Annotated in this window: 15 protein-coding genes, 2 rRNA genes, 1 other RNA gene and 1 other annotated feature; of the genes, 2 read left to right on the plus strand and 16 right to left on the minus strand. The window is 41.0% G+C overall.

Features of this window, described 5'->3' with window-relative positions; all coding sequences use genetic code 11:
- Positions 1-32: 32 nt before the first annotated feature.
- From MUB24_RS19025 to tadA, 9 genes are all read right to left on the minus strand, one after another.
- Complete coding sequence (locus tag MUB24_RS19025; RefSeq protein ID WP_244706896.1) at positions 33-206, minus strand: sigma factor G inhibitor Gin; 174 nt, start codon at positions 204-206, stop codon at positions 33-35.
- A gap of 249 nt (positions 207-455) precedes the next feature.
- A complete protein-coding gene (locus tag MUB24_RS19030) occupies positions 456-719 on the minus strand; it encodes a pro-sigmaK processing inhibitor BofA family protein (RefSeq protein ID WP_244706898.1) in 264 nt (87 codons plus the stop codon).
- A gap of 78 nt (positions 720-797) precedes the next feature.
- Positions 798-1,007, minus strand: a complete 210-nt coding sequence (locus tag MUB24_RS19035) for a YaaL family protein (RefSeq protein WP_244706899.1) — start codon at positions 1,005-1,007, stop codon at positions 798-800.
- 94 nt (positions 1,008-1,101) lie between these two features.
- Entirely contained in the window at positions 1,102-1,698 is a 597-nt protein-coding gene (recR, locus tag MUB24_RS19040; RefSeq protein WP_244706901.1) for a recombination mediator RecR, read from the minus strand.
- Positions 1,699-1,712: 14 nt separating this feature from the next.
- A complete protein-coding gene (locus MUB24_RS19045) occupies positions 1,713-2,030 on the minus strand; it encodes a YbaB/EbfC family nucleoid-associated protein (protein WP_244706903.1) in 318 nt (105 codons plus the stop codon).
- A 20-nt stretch (positions 2,031-2,050) separates the two neighbouring features.
- Complete coding sequence (dnaX, locus tag MUB24_RS19050) at positions 2,051-3,733, minus strand: DNA polymerase III subunit gamma/tau (RefSeq protein ID WP_244706905.1); 1,683 nt, start codon at positions 3,731-3,733, stop codon at positions 2,051-2,053.
- Positions 3,734-3,844: 111 nt separating this feature from the next.
- Positions 3,845-5,524 carry a DUF2207 domain-containing protein gene (locus MUB24_RS19055; protein WP_244706907.1) on the minus strand — a complete coding sequence of 560 codons (1,680 nt, stop codon included), beginning with the start codon at positions 5,522-5,524 and terminating at the stop codon, positions 3,845-3,847.
- Positions 5,525-5,716: 192 nt separating this feature from the next.
- Positions 5,717-5,982, minus strand: an RNA gene (gene ffs / locus MUB24_RS19060) — signal recognition particle sRNA large type.
- A 135-nt stretch (positions 5,983-6,117) separates the two neighbouring features.
- The gene (gene tadA / locus MUB24_RS19065) at positions 6,118-6,621 is read right to left on the minus strand and encodes a tRNA adenosine(34) deaminase TadA (RefSeq protein ID WP_244706909.1); all 504 of its coding nucleotides are present in this window, start codon (positions 6,619-6,621) and stop codon (positions 6,118-6,120) included.
- Between the two features lie 202 nt (positions 6,622-6,823).
- Here tadA and MUB24_RS19070 point away from each other — a divergent pair, with 202 nt between their 5' ends.
- Entirely contained in the window at positions 6,824-8,107 is a 1,284-nt protein-coding gene (locus MUB24_RS19070; RefSeq protein ID WP_244706911.1) for a glycoside hydrolase family 18 protein, read from the plus strand.
- 592 nt (positions 8,108-8,699) lie between these two features.
- Here the strand turns inward: MUB24_RS19070 and serS are convergent.
- The 5 genes from serS to guaB form a co-directional block, all read right to left on the minus strand.
- The gene (serS, locus tag MUB24_RS19075) at positions 8,700-9,974 is read right to left on the minus strand and encodes a serine--tRNA ligase (protein WP_244706913.1); all 1,275 of its coding nucleotides are present in this window, start codon (positions 9,972-9,974) and stop codon (positions 8,700-8,702) included.
- 549 nt (positions 9,975-10,523) lie between these two features.
- Positions 10,524-10,737, minus strand: a binding site (T-box leader).
- A 22-nt stretch (positions 10,738-10,759) separates the two neighbouring features.
- Complete coding sequence (gene pdxT / locus MUB24_RS19080; protein WP_244706915.1) at positions 10,760-11,371, minus strand: pyridoxal 5'-phosphate synthase glutaminase subunit PdxT; 612 nt, start codon at positions 11,369-11,371, stop codon at positions 10,760-10,762.
- Position 11,372: 1 nt separating this feature from the next.
- Positions 11,373-12,254 (minus strand): pyridoxal 5'-phosphate synthase lyase subunit PdxS, encoded by an 882-nt coding sequence (pdxS, locus tag MUB24_RS19085; RefSeq protein WP_244706917.1) that lies wholly within the window; start codon positions 12,252-12,254, stop codon positions 11,373-11,375.
- A 125-nt stretch (positions 12,255-12,379) separates the two neighbouring features.
- Positions 12,380-13,669, minus strand: a complete 1,290-nt coding sequence (locus tag MUB24_RS19090) for a D-alanyl-D-alanine carboxypeptidase family protein (RefSeq protein WP_244706927.1) — start codon at positions 13,667-13,669, stop codon at positions 12,380-12,382.
- Between the two features lie 162 nt (positions 13,670-13,831).
- Entirely contained in the window at positions 13,832-15,298 is a 1,467-nt protein-coding gene (gene guaB, locus MUB24_RS19095) for an IMP dehydrogenase (RefSeq protein WP_244706920.1), read from the minus strand.
- 47 nt (positions 15,299-15,345) lie between these two features.
- On the opposite strand from guaB, the gene MUB24_RS19100 reads away from it, so the two are divergent.
- Entirely contained in the window at positions 15,346-16,383 is a 1,038-nt protein-coding gene (locus tag MUB24_RS19100) for a YaaC family protein (RefSeq protein WP_244706930.1), read from the plus strand.
- A gap of 76 nt (positions 16,384-16,459) precedes the next feature.
- On the opposite strand, the gene rrf is transcribed toward MUB24_RS19100, so the two are convergent.
- Both rrf and MUB24_RS19110 read right to left on the minus strand, forming a co-directional pair.
- A 5S ribosomal RNA gene (gene rrf / locus MUB24_RS19105) occupies positions 16,460-16,575 on the minus strand.
- Between the two features lie 153 nt (positions 16,576-16,728).
- Positions 16,729-16,903: ribosomal RNA gene (locus MUB24_RS19110) — 23S ribosomal RNA — on the minus strand; the annotation flags it as partial.

Raw genomic sequence — 16,903 nt, forward strand, 5'->3', positions numbered from 1 at the left:
CAAAAAACCAGGCTTCCTCGTTTTGGCCTGGTTTATGAATAAATCTTATTTTCTTTGATGACTTTTAATTGTTTAATATAAAAATGATACGCTGGGTCCTGGGTACTTGTTGTCACCATTGCTTTCTCACAATCTGTACAAATAAACGATGTATATAAATGAATACCATGCTTCTGAGGTTTTTCACAAACAATACACTTTTCCATTTCTCCACCTCCGTAGCGTTTAGTTTGACCACTTTTTCTTATTTGTATACACAATTTCTAACATTAATCCAATTACAATTATTAATATGCGATAAGGACATTTCGTGTGTCTGTACATCGGTAAATAAATCAGGAATATTCTTACGAGAAGCAGGATAAGCATTAGAGCTGGAGATCACCTCACTTGAAAAAAACGGAGGATATTTTAACGAAACGTATAAAAAAAATCCGCTCCCATGAACGGATTTTTTAGAAGATCCATAGCTGAATAATGGCTAAGGCGGCAACTCCCGGTAAACCTAGAAAGCCGGAAATGGCCGATGTGATGAGATTAATGGGAACAGCTAATCCAAATTGATTACCAATGGCGTTAAGGAAAAATAAAAATAAGGCGCCTATGAGAAGTTTCATAAACGACAGGCCGATCCAACGGAATACTTTCGTCGATAAACCTGCCACTAAAAGAAGAAGTAGCAATCCACAAATAATGGCTATGATGATGAACGGACTCATTTTTTCCCTCCTGAAACGAAATCTTTCCACTATTATATGAAAGGATTGTCCAAAAAGAACGGTAATCTGGATGTGCCGCTATCTTATAGAAATCTTCCTTTTTTTCGCCTCTTGAAATAGAAAGAAATATTTCGATTTTGCTAGAAGGGCTAAGCGATGGAGTTCTTCATCATACCCATAGCTCATATCCTCCAATTGTGAAAAATACAGCCAATCTTTTTTTGTACTTTGCATTAATTCTATAAGTCTTTGATTATATTCTTCTCGCAACTTCTCTTTTTGAAACATTTAATGCCACCTCTAAGAATGAGTCCTTCACACTGCTTTTATTTATACATGCGTTATCTCATCAATGTTATCAAAAGTCCGATCGGGAAAAAAATCATACCTCTCTACGACCTTCTAATGCTTTTGATAAGGTTACTTCATCCGCATATTCTAAATCTCCACCAACTGGTAGTCCATGAGCGATTCTTGTCACCGTTATTCCCGATGGTTTAAGCAATCGGGAAATATACATGGCGGTTGCTTCCCCTTCAATATTTGGATTTGTCGCTAGGATCACCTCTTGAACCGTTTCATCCTGAAGTCTCTTTAGCAAATCTGGGATGTTAATATCCTCAGGACCAATCCCCTCCATAGGAGAGATGGAACCATGGAGAACATGATAGAGGCCGTGATATTCCTTCATTTTTTCCATCGCAATCACGTCTTTAGATTCCTGCACAACACAAATCACACTACGGTCACGCTTTTGATCCTTGCAAATATAGCAAGGATCTTGGTCTGTAATATGGCCACAGACAGAACAAAAGCCGAGATCTCGTTTTGCATTTACAAGGGCCTTCGCAAAGTCTAGAACCGTATCTTCCTTCATATCAAGAACGAAAAATGCCAGGCGGGCTGCAGTTTTTGGCCCAATTCCCGGCAGTTTCATAAAGCTGTCAATCAGCTTGGATATTGGTTCGGGATAATGCATAGCTGTATAACCTCCTAGAATCCAGGAAGGTTGATTCCTTTAGTAAATTGCCCCATCGTTTGATTGGTTAATTCATCTGCTTGTTTCATTGCTTCATTGACCGCAGCCAAAACAAGATCTTGAAGCATTTCAATATCCTCCGGATCAACAACTTCTTCCTTTATATTTACTTCAAGTACTTCTTTATGTCCTGAAACCACTACGGTAACCATTCCGCCTCCAGCAGATCCCTCAATGCGCTCTTCACCAAGTTCCTCTTGAGCTTGAGCCATTTTCTTTTGCATTTTTTGCATTTGTTTCATCATACCTTGCATATTTCCCATTCCACGCATAACGTTCCATTCCCTTCCCATTAATTTTTTATTTCAATTAACTCTTCCCCAACTAATTTCACGGCTTCCTGAATGAGGGGATCAGGAGCTTCCTCTTCTCCCTGGTCTTGTTCATGTCCCTGATTTTGCAGAAAGTCTTTACGAATTTCCAACCATTGAGCTTCAGGAACACCAATAAATTGAAGTCTTTTTCCTGTCAATTCTTCCACTAGACCTGCTGTCACTTCTAAAAACTTGGCATTTTCCATCGCCATTTTACAATGAATCTCATATTTAAATTTTATTACAAAGGCGGTCGAAGAGGCGGCAGCAGGCTCTGCATCCATTAAAAGAGCTGCCTGAGAACGCATTTGTCGCTGATTGAGTTGCTCCAGGAGGTTTCCCCATTTGCTCTTAATGATATTTAAATCATCCCGTGTTGCGCTACTCAATATCTCTCGGATTTTCCCTGTATTGGCTTGAAAACCTTTATTTGTGCGAGTGGGCTTTTTCGTCGGTTGTGGCTGAGCTTGTTCTTCGGTGACCGGTCGATTCACTTTTAAATCTTCCAGCTGCTTTTCAAGACTGTTGATCTTAACCAGCAATTCTTGAATGCCATCCACATTATTTATATTGTTCTGTGTTTGAGTTTGACAAAGCTTTACAAGACATACCTCTAGATAGATCTTTGCATGATTAGAAAATTTCATATCTTGCTGCGTTTTATTTAAGACATCCATGTATTCATAAATTTGCTCTGGCTGTATGGTCTGTACAAGCTCCACAAACTCATCATCAAGCATTGCTCTTTCTAATGACTCCTCTAGATTGGGAGCTGTCTGATAGAGCAAAAGATCTCGGAAATATAAAATAAGATCTTCGACAAACCGGGCGGGATCCTTTCCTTTAAGCGTTAATTCTTCTAAAATCGTCAATGCTTCAGAAATATTCTTTCCCTGAATAGCATGAACAAGTTTATTTAAATAATTTTGAGAGACAGACCCTGTCACGGTTAAAGCGTCCTCGATTGTGACCAGATCCGTACTAAAAGAAATAGCTTGATCAAGTAAACTCAGAGCATCGCGCATACCGCCACTAGCCGCTTGGGCAATCACATGTAAGGCCTTTTCTTCATACTTTAATCCCGTTTCTGAAGCGATATGAACCATTCTATTCACTAAATCTTGTGCGGTTATTCTCTTAAAATCAAATCGTTGACAGCGAGAAATAATCGTTAATGGAATTTTATGCGGCTCCGTAGTGGCAAGAATAAAGATTACATGTTTAGGCGGTTCTTCTAGCGTTTTTAATAAAGCATTAAAGGCGCCAATAGAAAGCATATGCACTTCATCAATAATATATACTTTATAGGGTACGGAATTAGGGGCATATTTCACCTTATCGCGAATATCGCGGATTTCCTCCACCCCATTATTCGATGCGGCATCAATTTCAATGACATCTTGTATCGATCCATCTGTAATTCCTAAGCATGATGGGCATTCATTACATGGTTCCGCTACCGGCATCTTTTGACAGTTTACCGCCTTTGCCAAAATTTTCGCAGCACTTGTTTTTCCTGTACCCCGTGGCCCCGAAAATAAATAAGCATGGCTTGTTTTTTGCTGGAGAAGAGCATTTTGCAAGGTTTTCGTCACATGTTCCTGCCCCACTACATCCACAAATGTCTGCGGCCGCCAAACACGATATAACGCTTGATACATTCCTGCTCTCTCCTTTCTTCATTGCTTTATGATGAAACGCATTCGTTCTTATATTATACCTTTTTAAGACAGGTTTGACAAAATGAGAAGCCAATGTTTGTAATTATTTTTTTAAAATGCTCCCGAGCCTCCGCCACCTCCACCAATACCACCAGCGGAACCACCGGTAGTCCCTTCAGTAGAGCTTTGGCTATAGGTCGAATATTTTTTATCAGCCTGATCAAATCCACCATAGAGAATGGGGACGCTAAAAAGAGTATACATCATAAAGGAAGGATCGATACTTTCTATTTCCTTCTGCCATTGTTGTGGTTCTTTTGTTTTCGCAAATTTCGCATTCGCTCCCAAAACAGCCATTCTCATGCGAGCATCCTCAGATGTTTTTTGCCAATCCGTACTTTTTATCTGGTTAAGATTTTTTAAAAATCGCGTCCATTCCTCCTTTATATACAATCCTTTCGAAGAAAGCGGTCTGTAAAAGCAAGCAATACCAGCCGCAACGATCAATAAGCCAAGGGAGGTGAGGAACATTGGAATCCCTTCATAATAAATAGAGGCAATCCCCATTCCCAATAACAAGAGACTTATGAATCCAAACGTCATCCGAAACCCGGTCTTCCTTTCTCTTACACCCGCTTCTTTCATTTCGTCTTTAATGGCCTGTTTCCATTCTGTAAGTCGCGTATGATAGTTCGTCAGATTTTTTTCCTTTTTTATAAAAGTATCTAAATCCTCTGCTTTAAAATAACCATCATGCCCCACTTCATCAAACAACCATTTTAACAGAATCCCTTCATGTTTATATTGGACCTGGGAATGAATTCGCCTAAATTCATCTTCCGATCGTTGTTCAACGATCCCTTTCCGAACTAAATCTAATAGACCCGCCGGGACATGAATGGCCTCAACACCTAATGTATAATAAATCGTCGCAGGCATACTCATTTTCTCATCAGGTATAAGTGTATGGTCCCTTTTTAGTTCCGCATTCACTAAGCTGTATTTTCTTTTCTTACTAATATGTTCCCATCCAAGTAAAACCATAAATAGAAGGAGGAAAAACGGAATAAGGGTTTTCGAAAGAGAAGAAAATTTTGCTTTATTTTCAGCAAAGACCTGTGCCTTTTTTTCCAAATCCAGCTTTGCTTGTATTAATTCATTCTTGATGTATCCACTAGAGGTACTAGACATCGCAGGAAAAAGCGTGGAAGGATAAGCGACCCGAATATCTCCATTTTCTCCAGCAGGCACCATTCCTAAAGCGAATTCAACGATTCCCTCTTTGCCAATCGCTTGTTTGTTAAAAGCTTGGTCATATCCAAAGGCGATCACATCATCGGTTGCTTTCGGTGGGTGAATCATGATTTGCATATTTCCATAATCGGCTTCATTCCGCTGATCGAAAAAAGGCCAGTAAAATTCGGTCATATCTTCATATTTTTCCATGCCATTTTCAATCCGATAGTCTAATACAATTTCGATCGTTTCATTTTTCCCTTTTCGATGAATTTTATATAGATGATCCTCTTTTTCCACTTTTAGCGTTTTTTCGCCCTCATTCGCCGAAAAATTCGTTATTTCCGCATCTTTTTTCGGGAATATTTCCCGGGTAATTCCGTTAAATTTACTATCAAATTGGTAGGTATGCTTTTCCTGTACATGCACATCACCATTTTCCTGCAAAAAGGCATCTATTTTTACATTTGGAATGGAAAAATCTACCGCTCCTACTTTTATAGGTAACAAAATAATAAAAAAAGCAACTATTAAAGAAATAATCTTTCGATTCATTCCGTTCCCCCTAGCTAAATTTGGTTCGAAAATCATTCTGCTTCTTTTTAATACGAGAAAAAGGGTGAAAAAGTTTCATTTGGAGAACAATTATATTTACATATCCCTCTATATCAATCAAAAGCGGTAGAAAACAAAAAATCCACTCACCTATAAAAAGATGAATGGATTATGATTTGATCGAAATGGAAACCGCACACCTTCCTTCGACTGTGTACCATAAGCGTTACCCAAGCAGTTAGCTCGACCCAGGCAACCCCGCGGCACATGAGAGCTTCCACTTAATGCTGCTTCCTTCCGGACCTGACATGGTTCATGGATTCTCATTGCGCGGGACCCAAGTGTCCACACCACTTACTTGAGGCAGACCCTACAGTACAGCAGCCTCAAGAAGGAATTCAACCCCGCTAGAGCGGATTGCGGGTTACAAGGCTCCGCTACGTCCCCGTCTAGTGCGATATGATTAAGTATACTATCTTTTCGTTCATTAATCAATGGCAAGGTTTTTCCAATTTATCAGAATTTGAGAAGCCTGTTTCGATAAGGGTAGAATCCTTCTTAATGCCGCCTAAATCAATTCCCATATAGTTTCATTATTTTCCTTCATTTCCCAATTTCTGCTTTTGTCTTTCTGCTTTCCTTCGCTTCCGAACCTTTTGGAAAAAGTCGCTGAGAAGCTTGCCACACGGCTCTGCCAACACACCTGATTCAATTTCACATTGATGATTAAACCGTTCATCCTGAAGTAAATTCATCAGTGTTCCGGCACATCCAGCCTTAGGATCTGTCGCACCATAGACAACCTTCTTGATTCGTGATAAAAGAATCGCTCCACTGCACATCGGACAAGGTTCTAAGGTGACATATAGTTCAGCTTCTTCCAATCGCCATGTCCCCAACATTTTACAAGCCTGCTCAATCGCTAATAGCTCTGCATGTGCGACTGCATTTTGCGCGGTTTCCCTTAGATTATGAGCTTTGGCAATCACTTTATTTTCCAAAACGATGACAGCACCGATTGGAACTTCATCGATAGTTCGGGCCTTTTCTGCCTCTTCAATTGCTTGCCACATATAAGTTTCATTTCGATTATCCATGAAATTGCCCTTCTTTCACGTCTATTGATGATTTCCCTTACATAGAATAGTACAACATTAGGCCTGCTGGACACAGGTCACAAAGGTGTTGCGACGTACAGGAAGTACTAGTGCAGCTGAAGCGACAGGATGCCGCGCTTATAGCCTGCCAACAGGATGTTGCGATTTTTGCCTTTGATCCTTATTTATAGGAGGACTTATTGTGCAAATTCATGTTGTAGAGGCGAATCAAACCTTAACTTCTATTGCGTCACGCTACGATGTTAATCCGAATACCATTGCTGAAGCAAATGAACTGCCTAATCCTAATCAATTGGTCGTTGGTCAGGCATTAGTTATTCCGATTTACGGCGAATTTTATTGGGTTCAAAGCGGGGATAGTCTTTATTCGATCGGACAAAGATTTGGTATCTCTTATCAGGAACTTGCGAGAATAAATCGTATACCCATTAACCTACCGCTTCGTATAGGGTTGCGGTTATACATTCCACAACGACCAAAGACGAACCGTGAATTTAATGCCTATGTCGAGCCAACTGGAGGAACCGTATCAGAAGCCTTAGAAAATAGCGCTAGAAGAGCCGCTCCTTATTTAACCTATTTATCCCCTTTTGCTTATTTAGCAAATGCAGATGGATCTTTAACAGCCCCGCCGCTGAACCAATTCCCAGCGATTGCCGAAGCCAATCGGAATACCTTGGTGATGGTGATTGCGAATCAGGCAGGCGGCCAATTTAGCTCTGAACTTGCTCACACACTTTTAACAAATCAGCAAGTCCGCCAAACCTTCTTAAATAATATTGTCCAAGAAGCAAAGCGGGTTGGCTTTTGGGATGTTCATTTCGATCTGGAACGGCTTTTTCCACGAGATCGAGAAGCGTATAATCAATTTTTGCGTATCGCCCGTGATCGTCTTCATCAAGAAGGACTGATGATTTCTACCGCACTTGCCCCCAAAACAAGTGCCACACAGCAAGGGGAATGGTATGAGGCCCATGATTATGCGGCCCATGGAGAAATTGTAGATTATGTCGTGATTATGACCTATGAATGGGGATATAGCGGAGGCCCTGCCATGGCCGTCTCACCAATTAATTCTGTCCGAGATGTTTTGGAATATGCGATAACAGAAATTCCCGCCAATAAGATATTTATGGGACAAAACTTATATGGATATGACTGGACACTTCCATTTGTCCAAGGAACCACCGCCAGAGCCATCAGTCCTCAACAAGCCATCCGGATTGCAGCTGATCAAGGAGTGGCGATTGAATATGACGAAACAGCCCAAGCTCCTTTCTATCGCTATACGGCTAACGATGGGAGAAGGCATGAAGTCTGGTTTGAAGATGCACGCTCCATTCAAGCAAAATTTGATTTAGTAAAAGAATTAGGACTTCGAGGCGTCAGCTATTGGAAGCTCGGCCTTTCCTTCCCACAAAACTGGCTGCTGATCACAGATAATTTTGATATTGCGAAGAGATAGTAAGAAAAGCGCAAGGCGCCCGCCTATCGGCGACAAGCAAATGTTCTGAGACAAGAAAAGTCCGGTCTTGACTTTTATTGTCTCAGGTTATTTGACCTCGAGCCGATGGCGCCTGGAGCTAGATCCAAACATTAGCCAATTTTTATACTTTCCTATCCCGCAAGAAAAGCGCAAGCGCCCGTTTAGCGACGTACAAACTTTTTAGGGGCCTGACGAGATAAAGGAAACACGATGAACCCGAAGGGTGAATCGATGTTGACTTACGCAAGCAGGCACCGAAAGTTTGCTAGTCGCTGGGCGCTGGAGCTAGATCCAACATTAGCCAAAATTTATACTTTCCTATCCTATAACAAAAGCGCAAGCGCCTTGGTCAGCCTCGACAAGCAAATGTTCTGAAACCTAAGAAGGGCGGTTTTCCCTTCATAGGTTTCAAGTTATTTGACCTCGAGGGGCTAGGCGCTGGAGCTGGATGTCGACCACGACATCAGGTAAGTTATCCACAAGCCAAGAATTTTATAATTTCCTAGACGAAAATAAAAATTAAAGGTTTAGAACCCGAAGAAGCCCTTAAATCTTCCTTCGGGTTCTATGTTTATCCAATCACTTCTTTATTCCTAAAGTAGGGACGTAACACTTCTGGGATGGTTACAGTGCCATCATCTTGCTGATAATTTTCTAAGATCGCGGCCACTGTTCGGCCAATTGCCAGTCCTGACCCATTCAAGGTATGCACATGTTGTGGTTTCGCTCCTGGCTCAGACCGAAAGCGAATGTTCGCACGCCTGGCTTGAAATGCCTCAAAATTAGAACAAGATGAGATTTCCCGATACGTATTGTAGCTTGGTAACCATACTTCCAGATCATATTTTTTCGCTGCGGTAAAGCCCAAGTCAGCGGTACACATACTTAATACTCGATAAGGAAGCTTCAGCAATTGCAATACTTTTTCAGCATGCTCTGTCAAAATTTCCAGTTCAGAATAAGAATCTTCAGGCTTCACAAATTTCACCAATTCTACCTTATTAAATTGGTGCTGGCGAATCAACCCCCGGGTATCCCGTCCCGCTGATCCCGCTTCAGAACGAAAACATGCACTATAGGCGACATAATTTAAGGGAAGCCGATCCCCTTCTAAAATCTCATCACGATGATAATTGGTGACAGGTACTTCAGCGGTTGGGATTAAAAAATAATCCTCACTATCAATCAAAAAAGCATCCTCTTCAAATTTTGGCAATTGTCCTGTTCCGGTCATACTCGTACGATTGACCATATAAGGTGGCAACATTTCCTCATACCCATGCTCTTCTGCATGAAGATCCATCATAAAACTTATTAAAGCACGTTCTAATCTTGCTCCAAGCCCCTTATAGTAGACAAAACGACTACCTGTCACTTTAGCCGCTCTTTCAAAATCTAAAATCCCAAGCTGATCGGCAACCTCCCAATGGGGCTTTGGCTCAAAATCAAAAGAACGAATGTCACCCCACTTTCGGATTTCTACATTATCCTCTTCTGTTTCTCCAATTGGTACACTCTCATGGGGAATATTTGGAATCGACAAAAGTAAATGTTCCAATTCATCTTCCACTTCACGCAATGTCTGATCAAGGCTTTTAATTTCAGCACCCACTTCTCTCATTTCCATAATAACCTCATCAGCATTTTGCTTTTCTTTTTTCATTTTGGCAATTTGTTGTGATACTTCATTTCGCCTACTTTTTAGCTGTTCTACTTGTAAAATCGTTTCACGCCGTTTTTTATCCAAAACTCCGAACTGGTCTAAATCTGAAAGATCTTCTCCACGATGCTTCAATCTTTCCTTAATATCTGAAAAATGATTACGCAAATACTTCATATCCAGCATAGTCTATCTCCTCCTTATTTCATAAGAAAAGCGCAAGCGCCTTGTTCAGCCCCGACAAGCAAATGTTCTGAGACAATAAAAGTCCGGTTTTGACTTTTATTGGCTCAGGTTATTTGACCTCGAGGGGCTAGGCGCTGGAGCTAGATCCAAACATTAGCCAATTTTTATACTTTCTTACCTTTCAAGAAAAGCGCAAGCGCCCGTTTAGCGACGTACAAACTTTTTAGGGGCCTGACGAGATAAAGGAAACACGATGAACCCGAAGGGTGAATCGATGTTGACTTACGCAAGCAGGCACCGAAAGTTTGCTAGTCGCTGGGCGCTGGAGCTAGATCCAACATTAGCCAAAATTTATACTTTCCTATCCTGTAAGAAAAGCGCAAGGCGCCCGTAATCGTCGACAAGCAAATGTTCTGAGACAATAAAAGTCCGGTCTTGACTTTTATTGTCTCAGGTTATTTGACCTCGAGCCGATGGCGCCTGGAGCTAGATCCTAACACTAGCCAATTTTTATGCTTTCTTACCTATTCAAAAAAACTCCCATCCCCTAAAAGGGACGAGAGTTACCCGCGTTGCCACCCAAATTGAAAGTATCTAACTTTCCGCTCCATCGATAACGGTTTAGACCGAAAATGCCTACTGCCAAAGTCGTTCAGCATTTTGCTCAAGGATGGATTCATAAAGGCGTACCATCGATTTCCACCAACCATCGACTCTCTATAAGGAACTGCTCTTTACTACTATTTCCTATCAACGCACTCACGTATAATTTTGCTCATACTATACTATAAGCGTGGATCAATTGCAAATTTTTCTTTCTTTTTATGTTCTTCAACCATTTGTAAAAAATACGCTGTTAATCGTGAATCATCTGTCAGTTCGGGATGAAAAGAACAACCAAGAAATTGCCCTTCCCTTACAGCGACAATTCTCCCATCATATTTCGCCAGGATCTCCACATTTTCCCCAGCCTCGGTAATATGAGGAGCACGGATAAACACAGCCGTCATCTTATCTTCCGCCACACCTGCAATCGCAATGTCCGCTTCAAAACTTTCGCGCTGGCGCCCAAAGGAATTCCGCTCTACAGTGATATCCATTAGCTCTAAGTGAGCATTCTCTTGCCCCGAAATCCGCTTTGCCAATAAAATTAAGCCCGCACAGGTACCGAAAATAGGTTTCCCTCTATGAGCAAATTCTTTTAATGGCTCAACAAACCCATATTGATCAAGAAGCCTACGCATTGTCGTACTTTCCCCGCCCGGAAGAATAAGACCGTCCAGTTGATCAAGCTGATCAATTGATTTCACTGTAACTGCTTCTGCACCGCATTTCTCTACTGTGTGGGCATGCTCTCGAACGGCCCCTTGCAATCCAAGAATTCCGATCTTCAACATTTTACCACCCGCGCTCTTGCATACGATTTTCAGGTGCTAATGTTGAAATTTCAATTCCTTTCATCGCAATCCCAAGATCTTTCGAAAGCTCGGCAATTTTCCCATAATCTTGATAATGTGTCGTCGCTTCGACAATCGCCCGAGCAAATTTTGCTGGGTTTTCTGATTTAAAAATACCAGATCCCACAAAAACACCATCTGCCCCAAGCTCCATCATTAAAGCAGCATCTGCTGGAGTCGCTACCCCGCCTGCAGCAAAGTTCACAACGGGAAGGCGGCCATTCTGCCTGATTTCAAGTAGAAGTTCATAGGGGGCACCAAGTACTTTCGCTTCTGTCATAAGTTCATCCTCATTCATCGCAATAACCTTGCGTACTTGGGCATTCACCTTCCGAATATGACGAACAGCTTCGACAATATTTCCTGTTCCTGGCTCTCCCTTTGTTCGTAACATGGATGCTCCTTCGCCAATTCGGCGTGCAGCTTCTCCTAAATCACGGCAACCGCAAACAAATGGAACCGTATATTCCTTTTTATTTAAATGGAATTCCTCATCTGCTGGCGTTAGGACTTCACTTTCGTCTATATAATCAACACCCATCGCTTCTAATACTCTAGCTTCCACAATATGGCCGATTCTAGCCTTTGCCATTACTGGGATTGATACGGCATTCATGACCTCTTCGACAATCGTTGGGTCCGCCATGCGTGCTACCCCACCGGCTGCACGAATATCAGAAGGCACCCGCTCTAGCGCCATGACTGCTACAGCTCCAGCTTCTTCTGCTAGCTTTGCCTGTTCGGCGTTGACAACGTCCATAATCACGCCGCCCTTTTGCATTTCCGCCATTCCGCGTTTTACTCGATCCGTTCCTGTTTTCATTTGGATTTCCCCTTCGCTCCTTTATCTGATAAAGCCTATCGGATTAATTCTACTTTTTAGTTAACTATAAAGATGCTTCCCTGTCAATACAGGAAAGCAATCATAGTATGATTCCCTACTGGAAGTTACAACCAACCTTTAACAGTATCGGATACGCTTGTCCATAAATCTGAGAAAAATCCACCGACATTCCTCATCATTAATACGAACCAATTGGCTTTCTCTACTTCATTTGTGGTAACCACTTTTACGGAAGGTTGGAAATCCTTCGATAAATACCCATTCTCATCATTTTTATTCTGGGCTTCTAAAGTACCAACTTGTTCATTTTTCTTAATAGGAGCCGTTAACTCTCCTTCTTTATTGACCTTACTCTTATCTAATTTGAAAACGGGTTGATAAGATTCTTCTTCTCCTTTTTTCACGATCAGGCTAAGAGGTTTTTCAGTCTGGATCTTCACACTCTTTTCCTTACCCTTTACCACCTTCAAGGATTTATGTCCTTTAATTTTATAGTTTTTAGGGAAAATTTCTTTCATGGAGAAATTTTCAAAACCATACTCCATCATTTTCTTCGTTTGGCCAAATCTACCTTGGTCACTACTAACCCCATTATCATCTTTCGCATTCATGACAACGGTGATTACACGAAAATCGCCTCGTTTAGCGGTCCCAGTAAAACAACGCCCTGCAAAATCTGTTGTCCCTGTTTTTAGACCATCCACTCCGTCATATTCAAATTCTAATGAAGGGAGCATTTTATTCCAGTTCTTCATTTCGCCCGGCAAATCTCTAAATCTCTTCTTAGGTATACTCGTTGTCTCTGTTACATCAGGGAAATCCTTCATTAATCTAGCCGCTAACATGGCCGTTGATTTCGCTGACATCGTGCTCTCTTCATCAGCTTTTGTTCCTTTTGGATGCATTCCTTTCAAGTCCCGATTATTCAGTCCAGTCGAATTGACAAAATGATATTGCTCCAAGCCTAATTCTTCCGCCTTCGCATTCATCATTTCGACAAATTTCGCTTCCGATCCAGCAATAGCTTCTGCAATCGCAATTGTTGCCCCATTCGCAGAATAAATCGCCATTGCCTCGTATAATTCCTTAACCGTATAAGGTTTTCCTGCATTTAAAGCAATATTAGATAATTGCGTATCAACGGACACCTTATGAGCGTACTCACTAATCATTTCTTCCTGGTCCCAAGAAATCTTCTTGTCCTTAATCGCTTCAAACAGAAGATATTCCGTCATCATTTTTGTCATCGATGCAATCCCAAGAGGTTCATCCGCATTTTTAGCATATAAAATTTTTCCAGTGGTTGGTTCTATCATAATAGCTGCATCTGCATGGATATCTAGTTGATCATCCGCAAATGCTTGGCCAGGTAATTGTATAAAACTTACGATCATAACAAGAATCAGAGAAAAAAGAATCGTTCTTTTAATTTTCACATGTGAGCCCTCCAACTAATTATGTACACCCCTGTCATTTTATCACAGTTGAACATAATTTAATAGAAAAAAAGACAGGACATTTCCATTGAGGAAAATTGTCCTGTCTAGCAAATTGCATTACGAAATAGAATAGTTAGGTGACTCCTTCGTAATTTGGACATCATGAGGATGGCTTTCACGTAAACCAGCCCCCGTCATTCGGATAAATTGAGCATGATCTCTAAAATGCTGTAAATTTGGTGCTCCGCAATAACCCATTCCAGCACGTAAGCCACCAACTAACTGATAGATCGTATCGGCAAGCGGCCCTTTGTAAGGAACTCGTCCTTCAATGCCCTCGGGAACAAATTTTTTCGCATCTTCTTGAAAATAACGATCACGAGAGCCTTTTTCCATGGCCCCTTCTGATCCCATTCCGCGATATACTTTAAAGCGACGCCCTTGGTAAATTTCCGTTTCTCCTGGGCTCTCAGAAGTACCAGCCAACATACTTCCTAACATAACAGCATGTCCACCCGCAGCTAAGGCTTTCGCAATATCTCCTGAAAATTTAATTCCGCCATCTGCGATAATAGCCTTTCCTCTTTTTCTTGCTTCTGTCGCACAATCATAGATAGCGGTAATTTGTGGAACACCGACACCTGCAACGACCCTAGTTGTACAAATAGAGCCAGGTCCAATTCCAACCTTAACCACATCAGCACCTGCATCAAATAAAGCTGCTGTAGCCTCTCCTGTCGCTACATTCCCTGCGATAAGATTCAAATCAGGATAATGGTCCCGGATCTCCTTAATCGTCTTTAAAACCCCTTCTGAATGACCGTGGGCAGTATCAATGACAATCGCATCGACTTGAGATTGGACAAGCATTTCGACCCTCTTCATTGTATCATTTGTAATTCCTACGGCTGCACCGACTAACAAACGACCATGGCTATCTTTTGCAGAATGAGGAAATTCAATCACTTTTTCAATATCCTTGATTGTAATTAAACCTTGTAAAACACCATTTTTATCCACCAATGGTAACTTTTCAATCCGATGCTGCTGTAGGATATTCTCTGCTTCTTCAAGAGATGTACCAACTGGAGCAGTGACAAGGTTCTCTTTCGTCATCACATCTGTAATAGGTACTGAGAAATCTTGAATAAAGCGCATATCCCGGTTAGTGATAATCCCGACCAACACTCTATCCTTTTCATTATTCACAATAGGAACACCTGAAATCCGATATTTCCCCATTAAATGTTCGGCATCAAATACTTGATGATCAGGAGTTAAAAAGAAAGGATCTTTGATCACACCACTTTCAGAGCGTTTTACTTTATCTACCTTTTCAGCTTGAGCTTCAATGCTCATATTTTTATGAATGACCCCTAGGCCACCTTGGCGTGCCATGGATATCGCCATCTTAGATTCTGTGACCGTGTCCATTCCAGCACTAATGATTGGAATATTTAACTTTAAAGTGCTTGTCAATTCAACAGATAAATTCACTTCTTTTGGTAAAACCTCAGATTTTGCTGGTATTAACAATACATCGTCGAACGTTAAACCCTCTTTAGCAAATTTAGATTCCCACATATTTTCCTGCCTCCTGCCCCAAAATATTATTAGTAGGTTATCAATTGGTGAAAATACTGTCAAGAATTACATCAGATGTTCCATTTTTCAAATTATTTGGAGATGATATTTTGGAATTTAAACAATCCAGCTGGAAACGGATTCAGCTATTTCATTCTGCTGATAAAGCAAGAACGTATTTAACAGACAGCTATACTCAACTAGAGATAGAGAATCCTTCAGCAAAAGCATATGATAATTGCTATTCATTCATCTATTATCTTGAACAAGGAGAGATATTTTATAAGCAAGCTGCACAGACACCACTATCTATCAAGCCCATTCTTCTATATTATGGGTTAGTTCATCTTGTAAAAGCTTGCCTTTTAAGTGTTGATCCTTATTATCCTCATTCAACAACGGTTCTTGCACATGGAGTATCGACCAGAAAAAGGAAGAGAAGGGATTACCAATTTCTTGAAGATGAAGTAAAAATTCAAAAAAATGGGTTATGCACTTATTTTCTAGAACGAATGTTTCACGTGAAACATCTAGAAGGGGAAAAATTTAAAATGGGGGACCTTCTACAATTGGTAGTGGAAATGGATGAGTGTTTTCTTTTTTTAAATGGAATGCCAAATATGATTGAATTGCCAAGAGTAGATGCACATTCCTGTCTTATTCCTAAGCAGTTACTGGAATCTTATTATATGGATAAAAAGCGAATGAAGGAATATCTAGCTCATAAATGTGGAAAGGAAATTCAATGGGTAAAGGATGAAGGGGAAAATATAACATTAAGACAGTCAATTGGAAACACCCCGCCTTTTCGTTACCATATGGAAAAACAATCTCTTTGGCTTCCTGCCAATATCCACGCCTTTACCTATTTACCTGATCTGCTTATTCATTATCTTGTTTTATATAATTTAAGTATGATTTCCCGATATGAAACGGAATGGTGGATGGAACTTATAAAAACCACCCCTAATTCTGACTATCCCTTCATAAGGAATTTCTTAGACATTACAGAATTAAAAGGCCCCTTTCTTATTGAAAATTTTCTTAACAAAACTTCAAAAGAGGTACCCTACCCTAAGGAATGAAGTTAGAAACTTCTTAGCTAGACTCGTATTAGCTAAATACGTAAAAAAAACACCCTCCATAGAGGATGCCTTGATTGCCTGGCAACGTCCTACTCTCACAAGGGGAAGCCCCTTATTACCATCGGCGCTGAAGAGCTTAACTGCCGTGTTCGGGATGGGAACGGGTGTGACCTCTTCGCTATTGTCACCAGACGATTGATTTGCACTGGATGTAAATTCTTTAGAGAACTTTGTTCTCTCAAAACCAGATAAAGGAGAAGACAAACACAAGAAGGTTTGAATATAATCCAGCTCCAGCGCCTATCGACTAGCAAACATCGATGGACAGGCGCTTCCGCTTTTTAATTGATTAAGTCCTTGACCGATTAGTATCCGTCAGCTACATGTGTCACCACACTTCCACCTCGGACCTATCAACCTGATCATCTTTCAGGGGTCTTAAGGCTTTAAAAGCCTAGGGAAATCTCATCTTGAGGGGGGCTTCATGCTTAGATGCTTTCAGCACTTATCCCTTCCGCAC

The organism is Lederbergia sp. NSJ-179, from assembly GCF_022867885.1.
Lineage (GTDB): Bacteria > Bacillota > Bacilli > Bacillales > Bacillaceae_C > Lederbergia.